We start from the raw sequence: 20,032 nt of genomic DNA, 5'->3' as shown, positions 1-20,032 counted from the left end.
TAATAAGACTTTAATCATGAAAAAAACTTTACTACTCTTTTTGCTATTAGTTCAGGTAGCAACGGTCTATTCTCAGACTCTTTATGACATGAATACCATCCAAGACGTTAGAATTGTCTTTGCGCAAAGCAATTGGGACGCATTACTAGATGCCGAGAAAGCTGGTGCAGATGGTTATATAGCGGCCACTTCAGTGACTATTAATGGTACCGTATTTAACAATGTAGGTGTGAAATATAAAGGGAACAGTTCTTATAGAGCAAACCAAACTAAAAACCCTTTTCACATCGAGCTAGATACTTATGTTGATCAAGATTATGAAGGCTACACAGATCTTAAACTAGCCAATGTTTATTTTGATCCATCATTTGTTAGAGAAACAGTTTCTTATAACATTGTCAATAAATACATGGATGCGCCACAAGCAAACTATGCTAATGTATACGTAAATGGAACATTGATTGGGTTGTATACTAATGTAGAGTCAATTTCTAAGAAATTCGTCAATAAGCACTTTAACTCAAATGATAATGCATTCTTTAGTTGTAGTCCACCAGCAGGCGCAGGACCTCAAGGAAATGATTTTCCTAGTTTACAATATCTAGGAACCAATTACACAAGTTATGAAGACGCTTATGAAATAAAGTCAGATGTGACAGGTACTGGATGGGACGATTTAATAGAATTAACTAGAATATTAAATACGGATATAAATAATATAGAAACTGTGCTAGACGTAGATGCTGCATTATGGATGCTTGCCTTTGATAATGTGATGGTAAATTTAGACAGTTATCTAGGTCAATTTAAACAAAACTATTATTTATATAAAGATGATAACGGTAGATTTAGACCTGTAGTTTGGGATTTGAACATGTCTTTCGGAACTTTCGGTCAGACTGGATCTGGAGGATCTTTGAATAGTACTACGCAGAAAAGTCAGTTAACTCATTTGTTACATGAAAATGACGCTGCGTGGCCATTGATGAGTAAGTTAATGGCAGTACCACGTTATAAAAAAATGTATCTGGCTCATTTTAAAACGATTTTAACTGAAAATATATCGAACTCTGATTATTTAACTAGCGCAAATGCTTATCAAAATATTATTGACCTTGCCGTACAAGCAGATAATAATAAGTTTTACAGCTACGCACAGTTCAATAGTAATATCAATTCAGATGTAAATGCACAAATGAATACTGCTAGTGGATTAACAAATTTAATGAGTGCGAGAAGTACATATTTATTAGCACAGTCCGACTTTACTGCCATACAGCCATCTATTACCGCGGTAGCTCCATCTGTAGCTACACCAATCATAGGCAATACGATTACTGTTACTGCACAAGTAACTAATACGAATACAACAGCTGTATATTTAGGATATCGTGAAGGTGATTTTGTACCATTCACTAAGATTTTAATGTATGATGATGGAGCACATAATGATGGGGCTGCTGGTGATAATATTTATGGTATTGACTTACCGATTACCAATTCATTGACCCAATATTATATTTATGCAGAAAATAACAATATAGGAGCATTTTCACCAGCAAGAGCTGAATATGAATATCACTCTATAGTAGCAACTTATACAACAATTACTCCTGGAGATTTAGTTATTAATGAAATAATGGCGTCTAACAGTACAACTGCTGTAGATGATGATGGTGAGTATGAAGATTGGGTAGAGCTTTATAATAACTCTTCTTCAACTTTGAGTCTAGATAACTTATACCTATCTGATGATGCTACCGATCCTTTAATGTGGCAATTTCCTAGTGGAACAACCATAGCGCCAGATAGCTATCTAATTGTATGGTGCGATAAAGATTTAACTCAAACAGGTCTTCATGCCGACTTAAAATTTTCATCAAATGGAGAGGATGCTGTATTGTCATATGATAATGGAACCGTAATTGAGTCCATCACATTTGGTGCACAAACCACTGATATGGGATATGCTCGTGTACCTAATGGTACTGGTAACTTTGTGATTCAAGCACCTACTTTTGGTACTAATAATGAAACATTAAGTAATAGTGACTTTGAACTTATTACAGATTATTCTATTTATCCTAATCCGGTTAACGAGGTGATAAACATCAATACTAATAATGGAAGTATTAATCAAATAGCGCTGTATAATTTACAAGGACAACAGTTGATGAGTCTCAAATTTAATGGAGAACAACAAAGTCAATTAGACTTAACAAACTATACGCAAGGAATCTATTTATTGACCATTAATAATCAACAAACGGTTAAGGTGATTAAGCAAAAAGTTGATAATTATTTGCAACAAAAAAAACCTGCAAAGCTCGCTTTGTAGGTTTTTTACGTTTAATTAATTTCTATTTCTTCTCTATACTTTCCAGTTGGATTGATAGTGCTTTAGTAGATAACTGCACCTCTATAAGTGATAGAATCAGTGATATCATTAAAGCCAGTAAACTGATTCCAAAAACTAGATTTGCCCAAAAATTCAATTCTATATAAATCAAGAACATCGTGATTACCGCAAGTAAGAAACTTAAAATGGCAACGGCTTGCATATTTTTAATAATGGTCAGTCGCTTTCTTAATTTTTGAACCTGAATACGTACTTTATCTGATGGATTTTCTTCGTACTTAGCATGTAGATTTCTTATTAACGCAGCAATGGCTAGATAACGTGCGTTATAAGCTAGCATGGTTAATGAAATAGCTGGGAAGAGTAGGGCTGGTATGCTTAGGGATAAATTCATTTTTTAATTAAGTTTTGAATTTCAAATTACAAGAATATATGAAAATATTAGGATTTTTCTTAGTTTCTTAGTTTCTTAGTTTTTTAGTGATTTAATTAATCACTAAACTTTATATTATGAAAAAATTGTTTTTTCTAGCATTTGCCATCATAGGGTTGTGCTCGTTCGATTTTGTTGAAAAATCAGAATTTGATCCTGTAATTTGTGGTGAAAATTCTACTAGAGTAGATTTTGACTGCGGTGTAGCATGTGTCTCATGGACCGATGCAACTGGTGACCATGCTTTAACATTTAATCAGTATTTAAGTGCTGTTTCAATGTTAAACGAAACGTGTCCTCCGTCAGAAGGATTATATCCAGCATTTGACGAAATAGGTAATTAATCCATTGTAAAAAAAAATCTCTGCAATATTATTTATTGCAGAGTACTTTTATATGAGAATAATCAAATATTTAATATTTTTTGTTGTTGTTCAATTGACTTTTAGCCAAACAAATGAAAACAAACTTTTCGTAATCGATTATGTTGGTACTTACAAAAAGTATAATTCACAAGAGACTACCTATAAAGAATATTTTAGGTTAATGAAAAGAAAAGATAGTTCTATTTTTCAGAGCATCAATGAAATGACTAAAGACACTATTTTAGAAGAAATAACCAAAACTAAAGTTTATCGTAAACTACCTAATACCCATCATCCTTATGCAATAAGATATTATAAGGATTCTTTGGTTTATTGGGAGAAGATTTTTCAGGTAGATTATAAATACGAAGAGGCTATTAATTTTGATTGGAAAATTCAAAATAAGTCAAAAGTTATATCAGGATATAATTGCAAGTTAGCAACTGTGAATTATGGTGGTAGGCTTTGGTCAGCTTGGTATGCGGTGGAAATACCAATTGATGCAGGTCCATATAAGTTCAAAGGTCTGCCAGGTTTAATTTTGCAATGCTACGATGAAGAACGAAACTATCAATGGGATTTTTTTAAGCTGTACAAAAGCGATCGAGAGTTAATGTTTCAAAAACTTTATTTTAGCAGCAATCCAGAAGAAATTAAAAAGACGACTCGAACTAATTTTTTAAAAATTCAGTATTCTTCAAAAAATGCAACTTTAAGTGAACTGAATAATTCTGGGGCTTCAGGTTTTAGAGTTTCAATTCCAAATAATAATTCGACGGTAAGAAATTCTAATACAACTAGTGGTCGTGGTTATATACCTATTGAATTAATAGAATAGCCAGTTTTTATGCGATTCACAACGTCTCTTAATTCTTATATAGCAATTTTGACATTTCTCCTCATTAATTGTTTAGGTGCGCAATCTCAGATTAATCTGGAATTATTCGACAAAAATAAAAATGAAATCTTTGCTGCATCCATTGTAGCCGCAAACGATAGTTTAGATTCTCAAGTGATCTCCTATACTTCAAAAAGTAAAGATGGTATTTATCGAGTTGATATTCCATCTCATATAAAATTGGATTCCATATGGTTGACTATTAGACATGTATCATATCGAACAAAAAAAATATTTGTTCTTAACAAATCACAGTTTTTTTCAATTGAATTACAAGAAGATAAAAACTTACTAGATAAAATCTTTCTGGAAGCACAGAAATCGTTGATTATTAAAGGAGATACTTTGTCATTTGATACTCAATCTCTCCAAAAACAACAAGATTATACTATAGAAGATGTTATTGCACGTATTCCTGGTGTTTCTATTAAACAAGATGGCTCTATTAGTTACAACGGTAGGCTTATTTCTCATTTTTATATTAATGGATTAAATTTACTTGAAGGGAAGTATAATCTTGCAACTAGAGGAATTCCAGCAACAGCTGTTGAAGATATACAGGTGCTTACTAAGCATAATCATGCTCGTATAGATCAAGGAAGAACCAACTCTGACAAAGTAGCAATTAATATTACTGTAGATAAAGAAAATGTGATATTTGGTAGTCTAAAAGGTGATGTCGGTATTCCTTTTCCTTTGTATAATGTTGAAGCAACACCAATTTTTATAAATAAAAAATTTCAAAATTTAAGCACTACAAAAACTAATCAAATAGGTACTGATTTAAGCGTAGAAGGAAATAAGTTAACACCACTAGATTACTCTATTAAAGCTATTTCTCAAGAATCAATTACAGTTCTTAAAGAACCCAATACAACTGGTCAAGCAATTTCTGAAAAATACTGGCGTGATAATACATCTTACTCTTTTTCAAATGATTTACTTTTTAAAAACGATCAGTCCACAGAGTATAAATTAGGTCTAGGTTATAACCAAAATGATAATGAGTTTTTAAGTACCACAAACAGTACTTATTTTTTAAGCAATGAGCAGGTAGTTTTGAATAATCAGTCTCAAAATGTGTTTGATGATAAGAACTTTACTGGGGCTTTTGTAATTGAGGAAAACAAAAAAGAAAAGTTTGCTAAAAACAAATTTTATGTGAACTTAAAAAATGGAAATGGCTCATCCTCTAACTTATTGAACGACCAACATATTAATTATTTGTTTAATAGAGAACAGGTTCAAATCGAAAATACTTATGAAATAAAGAAAACAATAGGTAATACTTTGTTTAGTAATGTATTGATTGCTCAATATCACAAAACTAATGAAGAATCATCAACAAGTCCCATAGTTTTTCCTAGCCAAATATCATCAACCTCAAATTCTGAAAGCACCTTACAAAATATAAAATTGCAAAGCCTTAATTTCGGTCTATCTTCTCAATTCAATTTTAGAACAGGTTACTTAAATTGGAATGTCAATCAAAAGCTTTTTTGGCGATCAGAACAATTGGCATCGTCATTGTTTCAAGAACCTCAACAAACTGAAGTTTTTTTTCCATTTAAAAGTGATTTTAAACTTAATACACTTAAATCTAACTCAGATATATCAACGTCCTACAAGTATAAAAAAATGGTAGTGACTTTAAGTACATCTTTGGAATACAATCATTTAACTAGAAGTGAGGGATTTGATTCTGAATCTGACTTACAGGATTGTTTCTTATTCTTTCAACCACGACTCTCACTTAATTATAAATTTAACAATGACTTTTTTGTAAATATTACGTCTTCTTTTAATAGTAAGATTTCACAATTCTCAAATTTATTCCCTTCAGTAGTTCTTCAAGATTATCTAAGCTTAAATTTAAACCCAACTCAGATAAATAAAACTACAACTCAAACTAATTCACTTTACTCTAGTTATAAAAATATTATTAAAGGTTTCTATGCAAATATTAGAGTCTCAAGTACTAAATCTGTTTCTGATTTCACCTTTACTTCAACTATTGACGATAATGGATTAAATACCATAAATGCGATAGAAAGAGATAATGAAGTTTCAACCTTATCAATTACTACTGACGTAACTAAGAAAATAGCAGATGGGATGCTCTTAACTGCTGATTATAATTTCTCAAATAATCAAACCGAAACCTTTTTCAATGGAACATTGTTAGATATAAATAATCAAAATCATAAAATTGGTTTAAAATGGTCTTTTGATACTGGCTCGTGGTATGGATTCGAATTTAACGGTAATTATGAGAAAGGAATAAGCTCTTTTGCACAAATCTCGAATAGTAACAAAAATTTAAGAGGCGCTTTTGATTTTAGCTTTTATCTCAATTCAAAAAGCAGGTGGAATATAGGTGGAGAGCTTATCAGAGCTAGTTTTTCCGGTAATTCGTCGGTTAATACTAATTCTCTATTTAATTCTTCCTATCATTATCAGCCTTCAAAAAAGTTGAAATTAAGATTCGAGATATTGAATATTTTTAACATAAACAACTACACTATAATTAACAATAGTGCCAATTTTACGTCACAATATCAATATCAATTAAGACCTAGACAATTCAATATAGGATTTACTTATACGTTATAATTCCTACTCCCAAAAATCGCGCTACCTATCCTCACCATCGTGCTGCCTTCTTCAAGGGCAATTTCATAATCGCCTGTCATTCCCATAGATAGTGTTTTCAAATCGTGTGAATCACTAATCAGGTGATTATCGTTGATATGATCTAGTAGTGTTTTGAGACTTTTAAACTCTTTACGTACTTGTTCTTTATTATCTGTAAAAGTGGCCATGCCCATCAGTCCTGTGATGCGCACGTTTTTATAACCTGCAAAGGCATCACTGCTCAATAACTCGAGCAGTTCATTTTGATCAAAACCAAATTTTGTTTCCTCTTCAGCAATATGAATCTGTAAAAGACAATCGATGACTCTTTCGTTTTTTTCTGCTTGTTTGTTGATTTCCTTGAGTAATCGTGGTGAATCCACACTGTGAATTAAATGAACATAAGGCGCCATATATTTTACCTTATTGCGCTGTGTGTGACCTATCATGTGCCAGTGAATGTCCTTAGGTAGCGTTTCCCATTTTTCGGTCATTTCCTGAATTTTATTCTCGCCAAAGTGTCTTTGTCCAGCATCATAAGCCTCTTGCAGGTCGCTTATAGGCTTAGTTTTACTTACCGCAACAAGAGTGGCTTTGGGTTCTATGCTTTCGCGAAAGCGTAATAAATGATCTTTTATGCTCATGATTCAAATTCGTAAATGGTAAGGCCGCTAGGTAACTTAGGTCTGATGTAAGTGCTCTTAGGTGGCATGATTAGAGACTCGTCTGCGATGGATTTCATTTGCTCTACTGTGGCAGGGAATAAACCAAAACCAACGGCAAATTCATTTTTATCTACTCGATCTTTAATGCGCAATAAATCTGTCTGTCCATAGCTATAAGCGATGCGAGAATCGTTGCGCAAGTCCTCAATGCCCAAGATAGGATTTAAGACCAAATCAAATAACATTTGAGTGTCCAGATCATCGAGTGGCGTTTCAATATTATAAATGTCTTTACGTAAATACAAACTGTAAAACTCGCCATCTAGATACATAGAGAAATGGTGTTTTTTTGATGGCTTGTACATCTCTAGACCACGATTCTGTATACGGAATTTCATATCCAGTTGCATGAGAAAAGCTTCTTTACTCAAACCGTTTAGATCTTTAACGAGTCTATTAAATTCATAGATGCGCAACTGACTTTGAGCGATGAGGTAACTCATAAAATGATTATAGCTGTCGTGCTTTTCTCCCATCTCACTAGCGAGTAGGGAAGAGCTTGCACTACGGTGGTGACCATCTGCAATATAGACGTGTGGCATCGCTGCAAATTGCTGTTGCAATGACTGTATATGATGGATGTCTTTTATCACCCATAGTTTATGACAACTGCGATCTGTGGTAACAAAATCATAGACAGGTCTGTTCTTTTTTTCTTGGTCAATTACTTCATCAATGACGTGATCATCTGGATAGGTGAGTAGTACAGGCTCTGCATTAAAGCCTACTGTTTTTAAATAGTCTTTAAATAGTTTTTCTCGTTTTTCTAAGGTGTCTTCATGCTTTTTTATCTTTCCGCTATCATAATCTACAGTGGAAGTTCCAGCGATGATTCCTGTGTAAGAGTGTACCGCATCTGATCTTTCATAGATGTAAAATACAGGCGATTCATCTTGAACAAGGTATTGTTCTTCCTTAAATTCTAGATACCGATTGCGCACTAGATTAAATCGCTCTTCTCCTTTAAGGCTATTACTAAATTTATAACCAGGATTGAGAATGTGCAAAAAGCTAAAGGGATTATATTTTAAAATCGCCTCTAGCTCTGTGTCACTATAATCTTGATATGTGCGCGATATGACGTGTGACGCCATATGCGGTGCTGCTCTTACTCCTTTAAAAGGTTTTATGATGGGCATTTAAAAATCCTATTTAAAACTAGCACTCACTTTCTCTGCTTTTCTGGATTCTGAATAGTCATAAAAACCTTCTCCAGATTTTACACCTTTTTTGCCTGCCATGACCATATTTACTAATAATGGACATGGTGCATATTTAGGGTTTTTGAACCCATCATGCATGACGTTAAGAATAGAAAGACAAACATCTAGCCCAATAAAGTCTGCTAGTTGTAATGGTCCCATAGGATGTGCCATACCTAACTTCATTACGGTATCAATTTCTTCTACACCAGCAACGCCATTATATAAGGTTTCAATAGCCTCATTAATCATAGGCATCAAGATACGATTTGCTACAAAACCTGGGTAATCATTTACTTCAGTAGGTGTTTTACCTAGTTGTTTTGATAACTCCATGATAGTAGTGGTGACCTCATCACTAGTAGAATAACCTCTTATGATTTCTACCAGTTTCATAATAGGCACCGGATTCATAAAATGCATCCCTATAACTTTTTCTGGACGATTAGTAACCGCAGCGATTTGAGTAATAGAAATAGATGAAGTGTTAGTAGATAATATACAGTCTGCTGGTGCAAACTCGTCCATTTCACTAAATATTTTTAGTTTAAGATCTACATTTTCTGTAGCTGCTTCTACAACTAAATCTGCTTGAGCCACTCCAGTTTTTAAGTCCAGAAATGTAGTAATGTTTCCTAGAGTAGCTGATTTATCAGCTTCAGTAATACGTTCTTTGGCAATCATGCGGTCTAGATTCTTAGAAATAGTTCCTAAACCTCGATCGATAGCTTCTTGTGTACGTTCTACTAGGGCTACTTTAAATCCTTTTTGAGCAAATGTATGTGCGATACCATTTCCCATGGTTCCTGCTCCTATTACGGTTATATTTTTCATTGTTATAGCTGTTTATTTTTTTAATAATTTGTTACCATATTCTTTTAAAATGGAATCGATAGCAATAAAACTATCATAAGCTTCCTGACTATTAAAATCAGTATTTAAAAAGGTGATTTGACCTATACTAGTTTTAGGATTAAAATACATTAAGGTAGAAACGCCTGGATCACCACCAGAGTGACCTATGCCATCTCTTTCATAGGTGATAAACATTCCTTTATTAAAACCTTTCTGAAAGTCGGCTAGCGATTTTTCTGTTTTAAACATTGATTCATTTAGTTGCTTTTTATATAACTGTACATAGGTGGACGTTTTTAATAAAGTTCCCTTACCGTTATAACCATTAATAAGTTCAGTAAGAATTATTCCTAGATCGTTAGGTGTGGTATATAAACCACCATCTGCAAATGTGATTAATCGATACACAGGATAACGCAGTTCTAGTGTGCTGTATAAAGTGCTACGTTGACGCGAGTCTAGGTCTGCAACATTCCAAGAGGTGTTTTTTAAACCTAAAGGATCAATGATATGCTTTTTAGAATATTCTTTAAAAGAAGTTTTAGTGGCTTTTTCAATAATCAATGCTGTAAGTCCAGCTCCTATGTTTGAGTATGAATATGCGGTGCCTGGTGCAAATTGATGAAAGATATAGGAAGTCTGTGTGGAGTCCACTGTCTGCAAACCTTCTTTTAAATAGGCCTCAAGACATGGAGCCGTTTTCTGAGAATGAAAATAAGCAAGTTCTTCTTGATCAATTTTAGGATTATCTACAGCGTCATCTTCAAGATTGATATAACTCAAATCATAATAGTCACCGTCTAGAATACTACTTGTATGTGAGGTTAAATGCTTTACTAAAATGGGATCATCTGGATATTGAGGATTGCGTACGTTAAAATCAAGATAATTGTTAATATCATCATCCAGTTTGATGTATCCGTCTTCTACTGCTTTAGCAAGAGTTAACCCTAAGATTACTTTTGAGATAGAAGCGATGTTTTGAATAGTGTTTTCTGTATAATCTGCTCTTATCTTACGATCTAGATATCCATAACCTTCTTGAAAAACAGGTCCTTTTTCATTAACTATAGAAACACCTATACCATGAAATTGTTTAAGTTGGTGTATGCTATCTAATTTTTTATCCAGTTCTACTTCAACAGCTTTTACAATGATGTTTTCATCAGTAGCGCTAGTATCAATATTTTTGCAGCTGCTCAAACCACATAAGATTAATAAGCTAACCAGAAGTTTATAATTCATTACAGTGATTTAAATTCCTTAATGATTTTTAAGGCCACATCTAGTGCCGCTGTTCCATCCTCTAGATTTACCACCGGTCTGGTGTCATTTTCTATAGCATCTGCAAAGGTCTCTAGTTCATCGAGTATGGCATTGTTATCTGCAACATCAGGATTGTCAAAATAGATTTGTTTTTTCTCACCTTCAGCATTTTTAAGAATCATATCAAAATCTCCTGGAACCTCTGGAGCGTCTTTCATACGCACAACTTCTACTGCTTTAGTTAAAAAATCAACGGATATGTAAGCATCACGCTGGAAAAAACGTGCTTTACGCATTTTCTTAAGACTGATACGACTAGCGGTTAGATTTGCAACACAACCATTTTCAAATTCTATACGAGCGTTAGCAATATCCGGAGTTTTAGAAATTACAGAAACACCACTAGCACTTACAGATTTTACAGGACTTTTTACCACACTTAAAATGGCATCAATATCGTGTATCATTAAATCCAGCACTACACTTACATCCGTGCCACGTGGATTAAACTCTGCCAGGCGATGGGTTTCTATAAACATTGGGTTATCAAATCGATCTACTACAGATCTAAATGCCGGATTGAAACGTTCTACCTGACCTACTTGACCTTTTACATTACGCTTTCGCGAAAGCGCAATTAAATCATTTGCCTCTTCTACAGTAACCGTTATAGGTTTTTCAACAAATAAGTGCTTGCCAGCCTCGAGAACTTTCATTCCACTCTCGTGATGATAAGAAGTAGGAGTGACCACGTCTATCATGTCACAGGCCGCGATAAGTGCGTTGATGTCTGAAAAATATTTGTAACCAAACTCTGCCTCAATGGATGCTGCATACTCGGGATTTGCATCATAAAATCCTATTAATTCATAACGCTCACTTTGTTCAAGAAGTCTTAAGTGAATTTTTCCGAGGTGTCCAGCACCTAGCACGCCAGCTTTAAGCATAGTTTATGGGTTTTCCACAAAAATAAGGATTAGCAAGGAGAAAATTATCTTAATCTTTTTGATAAAATGTGCTGTGATTTTTAAGTAGTCATTATAAATTAGCGGTATCAAAGATGACTTCATACATAAAGGGAAAAGACGCCAGCTGGTAGAGTTGATGCGTGAGAAAGGAATCAAGGACCAGCGTGTGCTGGATGCCATGAATAAAGTGCCACGTCATGTTTTTTTAGATAGTTCTTTTCTAGAGCATGCTTATCAAAATAAAGCTTTTCCTATAGGTGCAGATCAGACCATATCACATCCTTATACAGTGGCTTTTCAAAGTGAACTTTTACAAGTTAAGCCTAATGATAAGATTCTAGAGATAGGAACTGGTAGTGGTTATCAATGCGCAGTGCTTTTAGAAATGGGCGCACAGGTTTACACTATTGAGCGTCAGAATGAATTGTACAAAAAGACCAATCTGATTTTTAGAAAATTAAATTATAGGCCTAAAAGATATTTTTTTGGTGATGGATATAAAGGTATGCCAGAAGATGCGCCATTTGATTCTATTATAGTCACATGTGGTGCGCCTCACATCCCTCAAACTTTATTAAGTCAGCTTAAAATAGGTGGCCGCATGGTCATACCGGTCGGTGATGATCCACAAATTATGACCTTATTGATTAGAGAATCTGCGACACAGTTCTCTAAAGAAACTTTTGGAGAGTTTAGGTTTGTTCCATTTTTAGACGGGAAACAATAAAAAAAGCGATTCAAGTAATTTCTCAAATCGCTTTTAAGTTAATAGACCTATAATTAATCAAATAAATTAGACTCTTTTCTTTTTATAGTGTCTGCCATACCATAATAGAATTCCCGTGATGGGCAAACTAGCGGTAAGGAAACTAATTATAAAGGCAATTATTTTGCCTACAATACCACCTATAGCACCTATATGAATGTCATAATTCATGCGTTGTATCTTATCTGCTACTTTTGCATTTTTATATTTTCCATAAATACTAGGTGTTTCTATTTCTTCTAAAGTATGTTGATCAAAGAATCTAAAGTCAGCATCATAGTAAAGTCCATCGCTATTAGTAACTTCTATATAAATACTTTCTTCTTCAGTTTTAGGATAGTGTAATTCAAATGCTTTGGCCTCTGGATTTTCTTTATGAAGCTTTACTATCAAATAATCCATGGGAATAGTTTTATTATCAAGTGGCGTATCACTATTATTTTGCGGTATGATAAATCGAGCTTCTTTATCGCCACCAGTTGATTTATAAACTACATATTTAAGCCAGTTATAGGACATCATAGATCCAGTAAATGCAAGCACTAAGGCAAATGAACATATGTAAAATCCTATCACGGTATGCAAATCAAAATTTTTACGTTTCCATCTTGTGGTTTTTTTCCAATCAAATTGGATGCGTTGTTTTATGTTTTTTCTCTTCTTAGGAATCCAAAGTATAAAACCTGAAATGATGATGAATATGAATAGTAATATAGAAACACCGACCACTTGCTCGCCGATATCTTTAGGTAACCACAGGCGCATGTGACCTTTTAGAATAAAAGCAAAAAAACCTGATAGATGATCATCTACTTGTATAACCTTACCAGTATAAGGGTTGAGGAATACGCTTTGATAAAATTCTGGTTGTGCGTCATAAAAAATGACCTCAATGGCATCATCTGCTTTTTTAAAAACGGTACCATGTACGGTATTATTAGGGAAAACCGTTTCAGCTATATCTCTGGCTTCAGTAGGCGTTAATATAGGTGCATTGTGTGGTTTAACTTTTTTATAATCATCATATAGACTTTCTATCTCTTCTCTAAATGCCCAGCAACAACCAGTAATGGCTACAATAAAAACAACAATCCCTGTGGCAAGACCCAAGATTTTGTGTAACTGAAATACAAATTTTTTAAATGTCATTTTATTTTATTTTAAAAAGAGCAACTCTACATGGAGCTGCTCTTTTTGACAATTGGCTAATTAAAAACGGTAAGAAATGTTAGCTAGTAATGCTCTAGGCATTTGTGGATTAATTGTAGTCCAACCTTTATAATATTCTTTATTAAAGGCGTTATTAAGCTTTAAACCAACTCGATAATGATCTGCTTGATAAAAGACAGATGCGTTTACAATCGTATAACTAGGTAAGATAAAATCACCAGTAGAGGCATAATTTATGGCAAATCGCTCACTGGCTCCATTAAGACCTAGTCCTAGTCCAAAGCCATCTAGATTTCCTTGTTGAAATTCATAATTAGCCCATAGATTATATAACGTTTCAGGTCCAGCCTCTAGTGGTCTTTTATTTAGTATCTCTGTATTGTCAGACTCAGTTGTCTCACTATCATTTTTACTATAACCAGCTCTTATATTAAGTCCTTTAATAGGATTAGCATTGATTTCTATTTCAAAACCACTGCTTACAACTTCGCCGCCTTGAATTTTATTGAATGGAGAAGAAGGATCAGTTATTACTCGGTCTTTTACCTTAATGTCATAATAGCTTATGGTGGCATTAAGTCTATTTTTAAAAAGATTTGTTTTGATTCCTACTTCAATCTGATTGGCTTGCTCTGGATCAAAAGTTGCTAAAGTTTGTGCTCCTGCAGATGGATCACCAACTAGTTGAGGTGCTACGTTAGTAAAACCGTTTTGATAATTTGCAAATACTGATAGTTGATCTTTTATAGGTTGATATAATACACCTAACTTAGGTGAAAGTGTCGTCTGATCATAATCATCGTCAATCGTTGCAAGGTCGCCTTCATTATTAAAATGATCAATTCGTAAACCAGCCATCACAGACAGGCGATCACTAATATTTAATACATCAGACGCATAGACACTGTAAATTTCATAATTTGATTTTACGTTACTAACACCGATACCGGCAAGAGCTGCATCAACACCAGAAGTTGATAATGGATATACATCTTCCTCAATAGCTGCCGTAAATGGATTGTCACCGTTTGCACCGCCGTCTGGTGTAATATTGCCATAAAACGCATATCCTGTACTATTATTAGTCTGTGATTCATTAAAATAATCTAGGCCTATCACCATTCTGTTGCGCAGTTTGCCTATTTTGAAGTCACCTATGAAATTTTGTTGAATATCTGTTGTTTGAGTATTTGCATTTTGTTTATTGATGTATCTTGAATAAGTGTCTCCTTCTAGGATTCCAAAATCAAATAGGTAAGAATAATATCCTTTTGTTGATGTGGAACTCTTAGATAACAATGTTTGTGATTGCCAGGTATCAGACAGTTTATAATCCATCTCGATACGGTAGTTTTGTGTTGGATTTTCTAGAGTTAAATCATTACTTGTAAATGATAATTTGTTGTTGTAGTTCAGTTCTTCTAGATTACGAGCTGCAGTAGGTGCACTTCTATTTAAGAATAAAAAAGTTGGATTGGTTTGTTCTGCTTGAGTTATCTCACCATAAAATGAAAAAGACAATCTGTTATTTACTTTGTAGGATAATGATGGAGCCACAAAAAAAGATTTTCTAAAACCAGCATCTTGAAAACTCTGCTCTGTATTATAAGCTGTATTAATCCTAAAGTATAAATCATCTTCCTTACTTAAAGCTGTATTGTAATCACCTACTATCTGGTTGAGTCCATAGGAACCCGATGTAAAGGATAGCTCACCGCCAGAACCTGCATATGGTTTTTTGGTCACTACGTTTATTAATCCACCATAAGAGCTTACAGCATTACCAAATAAGGTAGCAGATGGACCTTTTAAAACCTCAATACGTTCTATGTTTGCCGGATTAATCGTTCCGTTAGTTAAACCTGGTAATCCATTTACTAATTGTGGTTGTACAGAAAAACCACGCAAAGAAAAATATCCTGCGCCATCGCCACCACGACCAGTAGAGGTCCATAAGTTTTCTACACCAGTAGCATTTTTAAGAGCGTCATCAAAATTGGTGACAATCTGTGATTGTAAAAGTTCATTGGTAACCGTGCTGTAAACTTGTGTGTTCTCAATATCCTTAAGTGGTAATTTAGACACATATGCAGTCTTTTTTCTCGAGAATTTATTACGTCTTTCTCCTTCAATAACTATTGCACTTAAGATTTCATTTCCCTCATACAAAATGATTGTTTCTACTTTTAAATCTTTTTGATTGATAATAGAAAAAGGGATTTCTCTAGTCTTAAAACCTATAGAAGATAATATAAGTGTGTAATTTCCATCTTTTATTTCCTCAATTTTAAACTGACCATCAACATCTGATTGCACACCTTTCGTGGTGTTTTTTAAAAATATGTTCACTCCTAATAAAGGAGTATTGTTACTGTCTGTTACCTCACCTGTTATCGATGCTTGTTGACATAGCGCTATTTGTACGCTAAAAAATAGTAGTAAAATGGATATTAAAGGTTTCATTATTTTTATTTAGACTTATTATTAATAGATGAATTTTGTGCAAAAGTATATGCCTCTTTTAAAGCAACCAAACTATTTATAATAAATCTAAATAAGAGTTTTATTACCTCTTGATTCTGTGCTGCTTATAACAGTATAAATTTTAATGATGATGTCTGTTTTTATCGTTTCATGCACTTTATGCAGATCGTATTTACGCTTTCGCGAAAGCGAGTTAATAAAAGACCCTACGTTTAAACCTTTTGATTTATTTAAAGTCTTAGTGATAAAATTATCTGGACCAATCTTTAATGAAAAGTATCAAATTCTATTACGTGTTTATCATGTTGATTACATTGAGTTGTAAAAATAATAATGCTGATAGTCAAGTGTTTGAATCGAAAGAGTATAGTCACGATACAATCGATATTGTCGATTATAATGGGTTGCAACCTTATCTAGAAACTGAAGATGACCGCATCCATGTAGTTAACTTTTGGGCAATGTGGTGCGCGCCGTGTGTCGCAGAACTACCCTATTTACAACAGGTGGCAAGTCAAAATCCTGATATAGATATGTTACTAGTAAGTATGGATTTTACAAATGATGTTGAGACTAGGTTAAAACCTTTTTTGAAAGATAATAATATCAAGTCACGTGTTATTTTAATGGATGATCCCGATGCTAATTATTGGATTAATCAAATAGATCCTAGTTGGTCTGGTGCTATACCATTTACCATCATTTTTAATAAAGATAAACGCTTATATCTAGAACAGTCCTTTGAAAATGAAGAAGATTTTCAAAATCAAATAAACCAATTTTATAACTAAACAATTTTTGAGATGAAAAAAATATTATTAAGTATTGCAGTAATGTGTTTTACTGCATTAACCATACTTTCTTGTAAGAATGAGGCTAATGAGAATAACAATTTACAAACTGAAAATCATCATAGCGATAAAGATCATTCTCATCACGATAAGGAAAGAAAAGGACCACCACATGGTGAGAGAAAAGGACCTCCTAAAGGTGGTAGCCCAGAACAGACCAAAACTCTCGAAGAGGTCGGTGGTTATGCCATAGGAGATGTTGCAACAGATTTCAACCTTAAAGATGTAGGTGGTTCTGTGGTATCACTTGAGAGTATAGAAAATGCCAAAGGTTATATCGTTACTTTCACTTGTAATGAATGTCCTTTTGCAAAAATGTATGAAGACCGTTTGATAGCGTTGCATAATGCTTATGCACCTAAAGGATATAGCGTAGTTGCCATTAATCCCAACAGTCCAGAAGATGAAAAAGAAGGCTATGCAGCGATGCAGCAAAGAGCAAAAGATAAAAACTTCCCTTTTCCATATTTAGTTGATGAAGGACAGAAAATTTATCCGCAATATGGAGCAGTGCGCACACCACACGTTTTTCTTCTAGATCAGGACCGTAAAGTGCAATATATAGGTACCATCGATGATAATGCAAAATCTGCCAAGGATGTTAAAGTCAAATATCTAGAAAACGCTATAAATGCTTTAGAAAGAGGTGAAAAGCCAGAGCTTAATTTTACAAAGGCAATAGGTTGTCCCGTAAAGGCAAGCAGAGCTTAATTTATTGATATAGATTGTTAAGGCTGTCTATAAAAAATAGCAAGTTATAGTTTGATTTGAACGCTATTTTTAAGACAGCTTTTTTATTGTATATACTTGCCAAAAATCGTTTTATAGAGATTATAGCTTACGCCATTTAGAATTACTTATCATCAGAAAGACAACCGCTATAGGCTTCTATTATTATGGACTGATTATTAAAATCTATAAGTTTAACATGTCGTGAATTTAACTTTTCGATTGAGGTATACGGGTTAAAGAAAAGATCCTTAACCTCTTTATTTTCAATAGAACTTTTAAATGTACTTATTTGCCACAATATAAATCCATTAGGGTCAATACCATAAACATTTTCATTAGTACTGGATTGATGATAATCTGTCATTACCACATAAAAGTCGTCATATTCTAGTACTTCCATAACTTGGTCAGGAAATGTAATCATCTGACAATTAACTACAAGGTTTTTATGAAATGTTTTAAAACTCATCTACTGGTTAACCATTTATCATTTAAAAAACATTTTTCTAATCTCTACAAAGATCAATACCATCACGGTATAACATAAAAAGAAGGGAAGAATGAAAGCTTTAAATCCTAGAATGAGCATTACTGAAATTATAAGTAATTGAAATCCTAAACCAAAGGTGGATACACTGGTCATAAACCATTTAGGTAATGGTTTACCATAACCTGCTCTAGGATCTAAAACATATATTGCCTTATCAAAGGCGCCATATAGAAATTTATAAAGCTTAAAGAGCACATCAACATGTTGTTGCTTTTCACCATCTAATGCTATCGGAGTTTTGTTTTCAAACACACGACTGGTTCTATCACCATTAAACTTATTGCGCAGGATGACATAATAGTAATTATATAAGGTACCTTGTAATTGAAGCCCTATAAAAGCGGTGATACATACCCATAAACTAGTGTCTGTGACATACCATATGGTTAAAAAGATGATGGCGTTAAGCAAAATGTCTGCTACAGAATCTAGATAACGACCTGTGTAAGATGGCTTTTGTTTAATTCGAGCCAGCTCACCATCTGCTGCGTCTAATATGGACTTAAGAATAAGAAAGAAACCTGCAATCCAGTAGTAACCTGTTAAGATGCAATAAACAGCTATAAGACCAGATATTATAAAACCTATGGTCACATGAACTGGTGTTGCTGCTGTATTTTTTAATGAAGTAGCTATAATTTTTGCTATCGGTCGTCCATAATCGGACAGATCGATAAATTTATGCTCTTGAGGAAGTTTGGACATGTAATGTCATAGAAAGCAGTAATGTGGAATATACCAATTTTAACGGTTGCAAATATACGACCTAAACAGCTTTATAGTAAACTACTGTAGGTCACTTCACGTTTCTCTATTTCTATTTGTACATCTTAATCTCTTACTTGTTGAATAACATCTCATCACTATCTAAATTAACTTACTTTTATATCACGTCATAATTAACTCATGAGGCTTCTTTTTTTCTTTCTACTAGGTTTACTATTTCTTAGCTCTTGTAAAAGTTTACAATATCGATTACCCGATGAGGCTATATATTCCGCTTTCGCGAAAGCAGACATACCAACCAGCATCTCGTATGTTGAGATTGATAGTCTGGATTTAAAGGTCCGTGTGCAAAGTGTCACGCAAGGTATAGAGGATTACAATCTAGTTTTTTTACATGGATCGCCCAGCTCCTTAACGGCATGGCAGGCTTATTTAAAAGATAGCACGTTGCGTCATACCGTAAAGTTGCACGCTATTGATCGACCTGGTTATGGCTATTCAAATTTTGGAAAACAAATGATCTCTATAGATACACAGACTAAGGTTATAAGTGAGGTTATAAATCAATTGAATCTTAAGAACGTTATAGCCATAGGTACTTCCTATGGTGGTCCAGTAGCTGCTCGATTACCTATAGAAAATGATCATATAAAAGCTGTTGTAATGGTGTCGCCAGCGATTGATCCAGACAATGAAAAAAGAGTCTGGCAATCAGATTTTACACAATGGTGGTTAACACGGTGGCTAGTTCCTACAGGTTATCGAGTGGCTGGAGATGAGAAAACCGTACATGCACAAGAACTGGCTGCTATAGAAAAAGATTGGTCACAGGTTAACGTTCCTGTAATGCATATTCATGGTGATCGTGATGAACTGGTGCCTTTTATTAACGTGGCATATAGCCAATCTGTTTTTTCAAATGTTGAGGTAGTTCCTATCTCAGGTTTGGGACACGAGATTGCCTGGGCAAGACCGGAACTGGTTATACCTTATTTGCTAGAAATGATTAAAAAAATAAAGCAAACCCAGTAGCCGATCGTGGTGTTGC

Annotated in this window: 18 protein-coding genes; 8 read left to right on the top strand and 10 right to left on the bottom strand. The window is 34.0% G+C overall.

The window, feature by feature from the left end:
- Positions 1–16 precede the first annotated feature (16 nt).
- On the top strand, positions 17–2,338 hold the full coding sequence (locus IL45_RS06795; protein WP_051788695.1) for a CotH kinase family protein: 2,322 nt from the start codon (positions 17–19) through the stop codon (positions 2,336–2,338).
- 22 nt (positions 2,339–2,360) lie between these two features.
- Here the strand turns inward: IL45_RS06795 and IL45_RS06790 are convergent, their stop codons facing one another.
- Positions 2,361–2,753, bottom strand: coding sequence for a DUF2721 domain-containing protein (locus tag IL45_RS06790; RefSeq protein WP_036581826.1), 393 nt, complete (start codon positions 2,751–2,753; stop codon positions 2,361–2,363).
- Positions 2,754–2,869: 116 nt separating this feature from the next.
- On the opposite strand from IL45_RS06790, the gene IL45_RS06785 reads away from it, so the two are divergent.
- The 3 genes from IL45_RS06785 to IL45_RS06775 are packed head-to-tail and all read left to right on the top strand — an operon-like array spanning position 2,870 to position 6,668.
- Positions 2,870–3,136 (top strand): hypothetical protein, encoded by a 267-nt coding sequence (locus IL45_RS06785; RefSeq protein WP_036581823.1) that lies wholly within the window; start codon positions 2,870–2,872, stop codon positions 3,134–3,136.
- Between the two features lie 52 nt (positions 3,137–3,188).
- Complete coding sequence (locus tag IL45_RS14775) at positions 3,189–3,995, top strand: GLPGLI family protein (RefSeq protein WP_051788680.1); 807 nt, start codon at positions 3,189–3,191, stop codon at positions 3,993–3,995.
- A 48-nt stretch (positions 3,996–4,043) separates the two neighbouring features.
- Positions 4,044–6,668, top strand: a complete 2,625-nt coding sequence (locus tag IL45_RS06775) for a Plug domain-containing protein (protein ID WP_146128674.1) — start codon at positions 4,044–4,046, stop codon at positions 6,666–6,668.
- Here IL45_RS06775 and IL45_RS06770 read toward each other — a convergent pair.
- From IL45_RS06770 to IL45_RS06750, 5 genes are read right to left on the bottom strand one after another with little or no spacing between them, the layout of a single operon-like run.
- On the bottom strand, positions 6,656–7,333 hold the full coding sequence (locus IL45_RS06770) for a YggS family pyridoxal phosphate-dependent enzyme (protein WP_036581818.1): 678 nt from the start codon (positions 7,331–7,333) through the stop codon (positions 6,656–6,658). The two genes, IL45_RS06775 and IL45_RS06770, sit on opposite strands and share 13 nt — an antisense overlap.
- Positions 7,330–8,553 carry a DUF1015 domain-containing protein gene (locus IL45_RS06765; RefSeq protein WP_036581816.1) on the bottom strand — a complete coding sequence of 408 codons (1,224 nt, stop codon included), beginning with the start codon at positions 8,551–8,553 and terminating at the stop codon, positions 7,330–7,332. The genes IL45_RS06770 and IL45_RS06765 overlap by 4 nt, the downstream gene beginning before the upstream one ends.
- Positions 8,554–8,562: 9 nt before the next feature.
- Positions 8,563–9,450, bottom strand: a complete 888-nt coding sequence (locus IL45_RS06760) for a 3-hydroxyacyl-CoA dehydrogenase family protein (protein ID WP_036581813.1) — start codon at positions 9,448–9,450, stop codon at positions 8,563–8,565.
- Positions 9,451–9,462: 12 nt separating this feature from the next.
- Entirely contained in the window at positions 9,463–10,716 is a 1,254-nt protein-coding gene (locus tag IL45_RS06755) for a serine hydrolase domain-containing protein (protein ID WP_051788679.1), read from the bottom strand.
- Positions 10,716–11,684, bottom strand: a complete 969-nt coding sequence (locus IL45_RS06750) for a Gfo/Idh/MocA family protein (RefSeq protein WP_036581810.1) — start codon at positions 11,682–11,684, stop codon at positions 10,716–10,718. Before IL45_RS06750 ends, IL45_RS06755 begins: the two co-directional genes overlap by 1 nt.
- 106 nt (positions 11,685–11,790) lie before the next feature.
- Here IL45_RS06750 and IL45_RS06745 point away from each other — a divergent pair, with 106 nt between their 5' ends.
- Positions 11,791–12,432, top strand: a complete 642-nt coding sequence (locus IL45_RS06745) for a protein-L-isoaspartate(D-aspartate) O-methyltransferase (protein ID WP_036581808.1) — start codon at positions 11,791–11,793, stop codon at positions 12,430–12,432.
- Positions 12,433–12,498: 66 nt separating this feature from the next.
- Here the strand turns inward: IL45_RS06745 and IL45_RS06740 are convergent, their stop codons facing one another.
- Both IL45_RS06740 and IL45_RS06735 read right to left on the bottom strand, forming a co-directional pair.
- Complete coding sequence (locus tag IL45_RS06740) at positions 12,499–13,620, bottom strand: PepSY-associated TM helix domain-containing protein (protein WP_036581805.1); 1,122 nt, start codon at positions 13,618–13,620, stop codon at positions 12,499–12,501.
- Between the two features lie 60 nt (positions 13,621–13,680).
- Positions 13,681–16,104: a TonB-dependent receptor gene (locus tag IL45_RS06735; protein WP_036581803.1), complete on the bottom strand. Its 2,424-nt coding sequence runs from the start codon at positions 16,102–16,104 to the stop codon at positions 13,681–13,683.
- Between the two features lie 290 nt (positions 16,105–16,394).
- Between IL45_RS06735 and IL45_RS06730 the strand changes: the two genes are divergently transcribed.
- Together IL45_RS06730 and IL45_RS06725 are read left to right on the top strand one after the other, a co-directional pair.
- Positions 16,395–16,916 carry a TlpA family protein disulfide reductase gene (locus IL45_RS06730; protein ID WP_036581801.1) on the top strand — a complete coding sequence of 174 codons (522 nt, stop codon included), beginning with the start codon at positions 16,395–16,397 and terminating at the stop codon, positions 16,914–16,916.
- 12 nt (positions 16,917–16,928) lie between these two features.
- Positions 16,929–17,687 (top strand): thioredoxin family protein, encoded by a 759-nt coding sequence (locus tag IL45_RS06725; RefSeq protein WP_036581797.1) that lies wholly within the window; start codon positions 16,929–16,931, stop codon positions 17,685–17,687.
- Between the two features lie 142 nt (positions 17,688–17,829).
- Here IL45_RS06725 and IL45_RS06720 read toward each other — a convergent pair whose 3' ends face one another.
- Positions 17,830–18,177 carry a hypothetical protein gene (locus IL45_RS06720; RefSeq protein WP_036581794.1) on the bottom strand — a complete coding sequence of 116 codons (348 nt, stop codon included), beginning with the start codon at positions 18,175–18,177 and terminating at the stop codon, positions 17,830–17,832.
- 18 nt (positions 18,178–18,195) lie between these two features.
- A complete protein-coding gene (locus IL45_RS06715; RefSeq protein ID WP_036581791.1) occupies positions 18,196–18,963 on the bottom strand; it encodes a CDP-alcohol phosphatidyltransferase family protein in 768 nt (255 codons plus the stop codon).
- A 201-nt stretch (positions 18,964–19,164) separates the two neighbouring features.
- Here IL45_RS06715 and IL45_RS06710 point away from each other — a divergent pair, with 201 nt between their 5' ends.
- Positions 19,165–20,016 (top strand): alpha/beta fold hydrolase, encoded by an 852-nt coding sequence (locus tag IL45_RS06710; RefSeq protein WP_036581787.1) that lies wholly within the window; start codon positions 19,165–19,167, stop codon positions 20,014–20,016.
- Positions 20,017–20,032 lie beyond the last annotated feature (16 nt).

The sequence above is a fragment of the Nonlabens ulvanivorans genome (assembly GCF_000732625.1).
In the GTDB taxonomy this organism is placed as follows: Bacteria; Bacteroidota; Bacteroidia; order Flavobacteriales; family Flavobacteriaceae; genus Nonlabens; species Nonlabens ulvanivorans.
The sequence above is the reverse complement of the archived record's forward strand: the minus strand, read 5'-3'. Positions and strand labels throughout refer to the sequence as shown.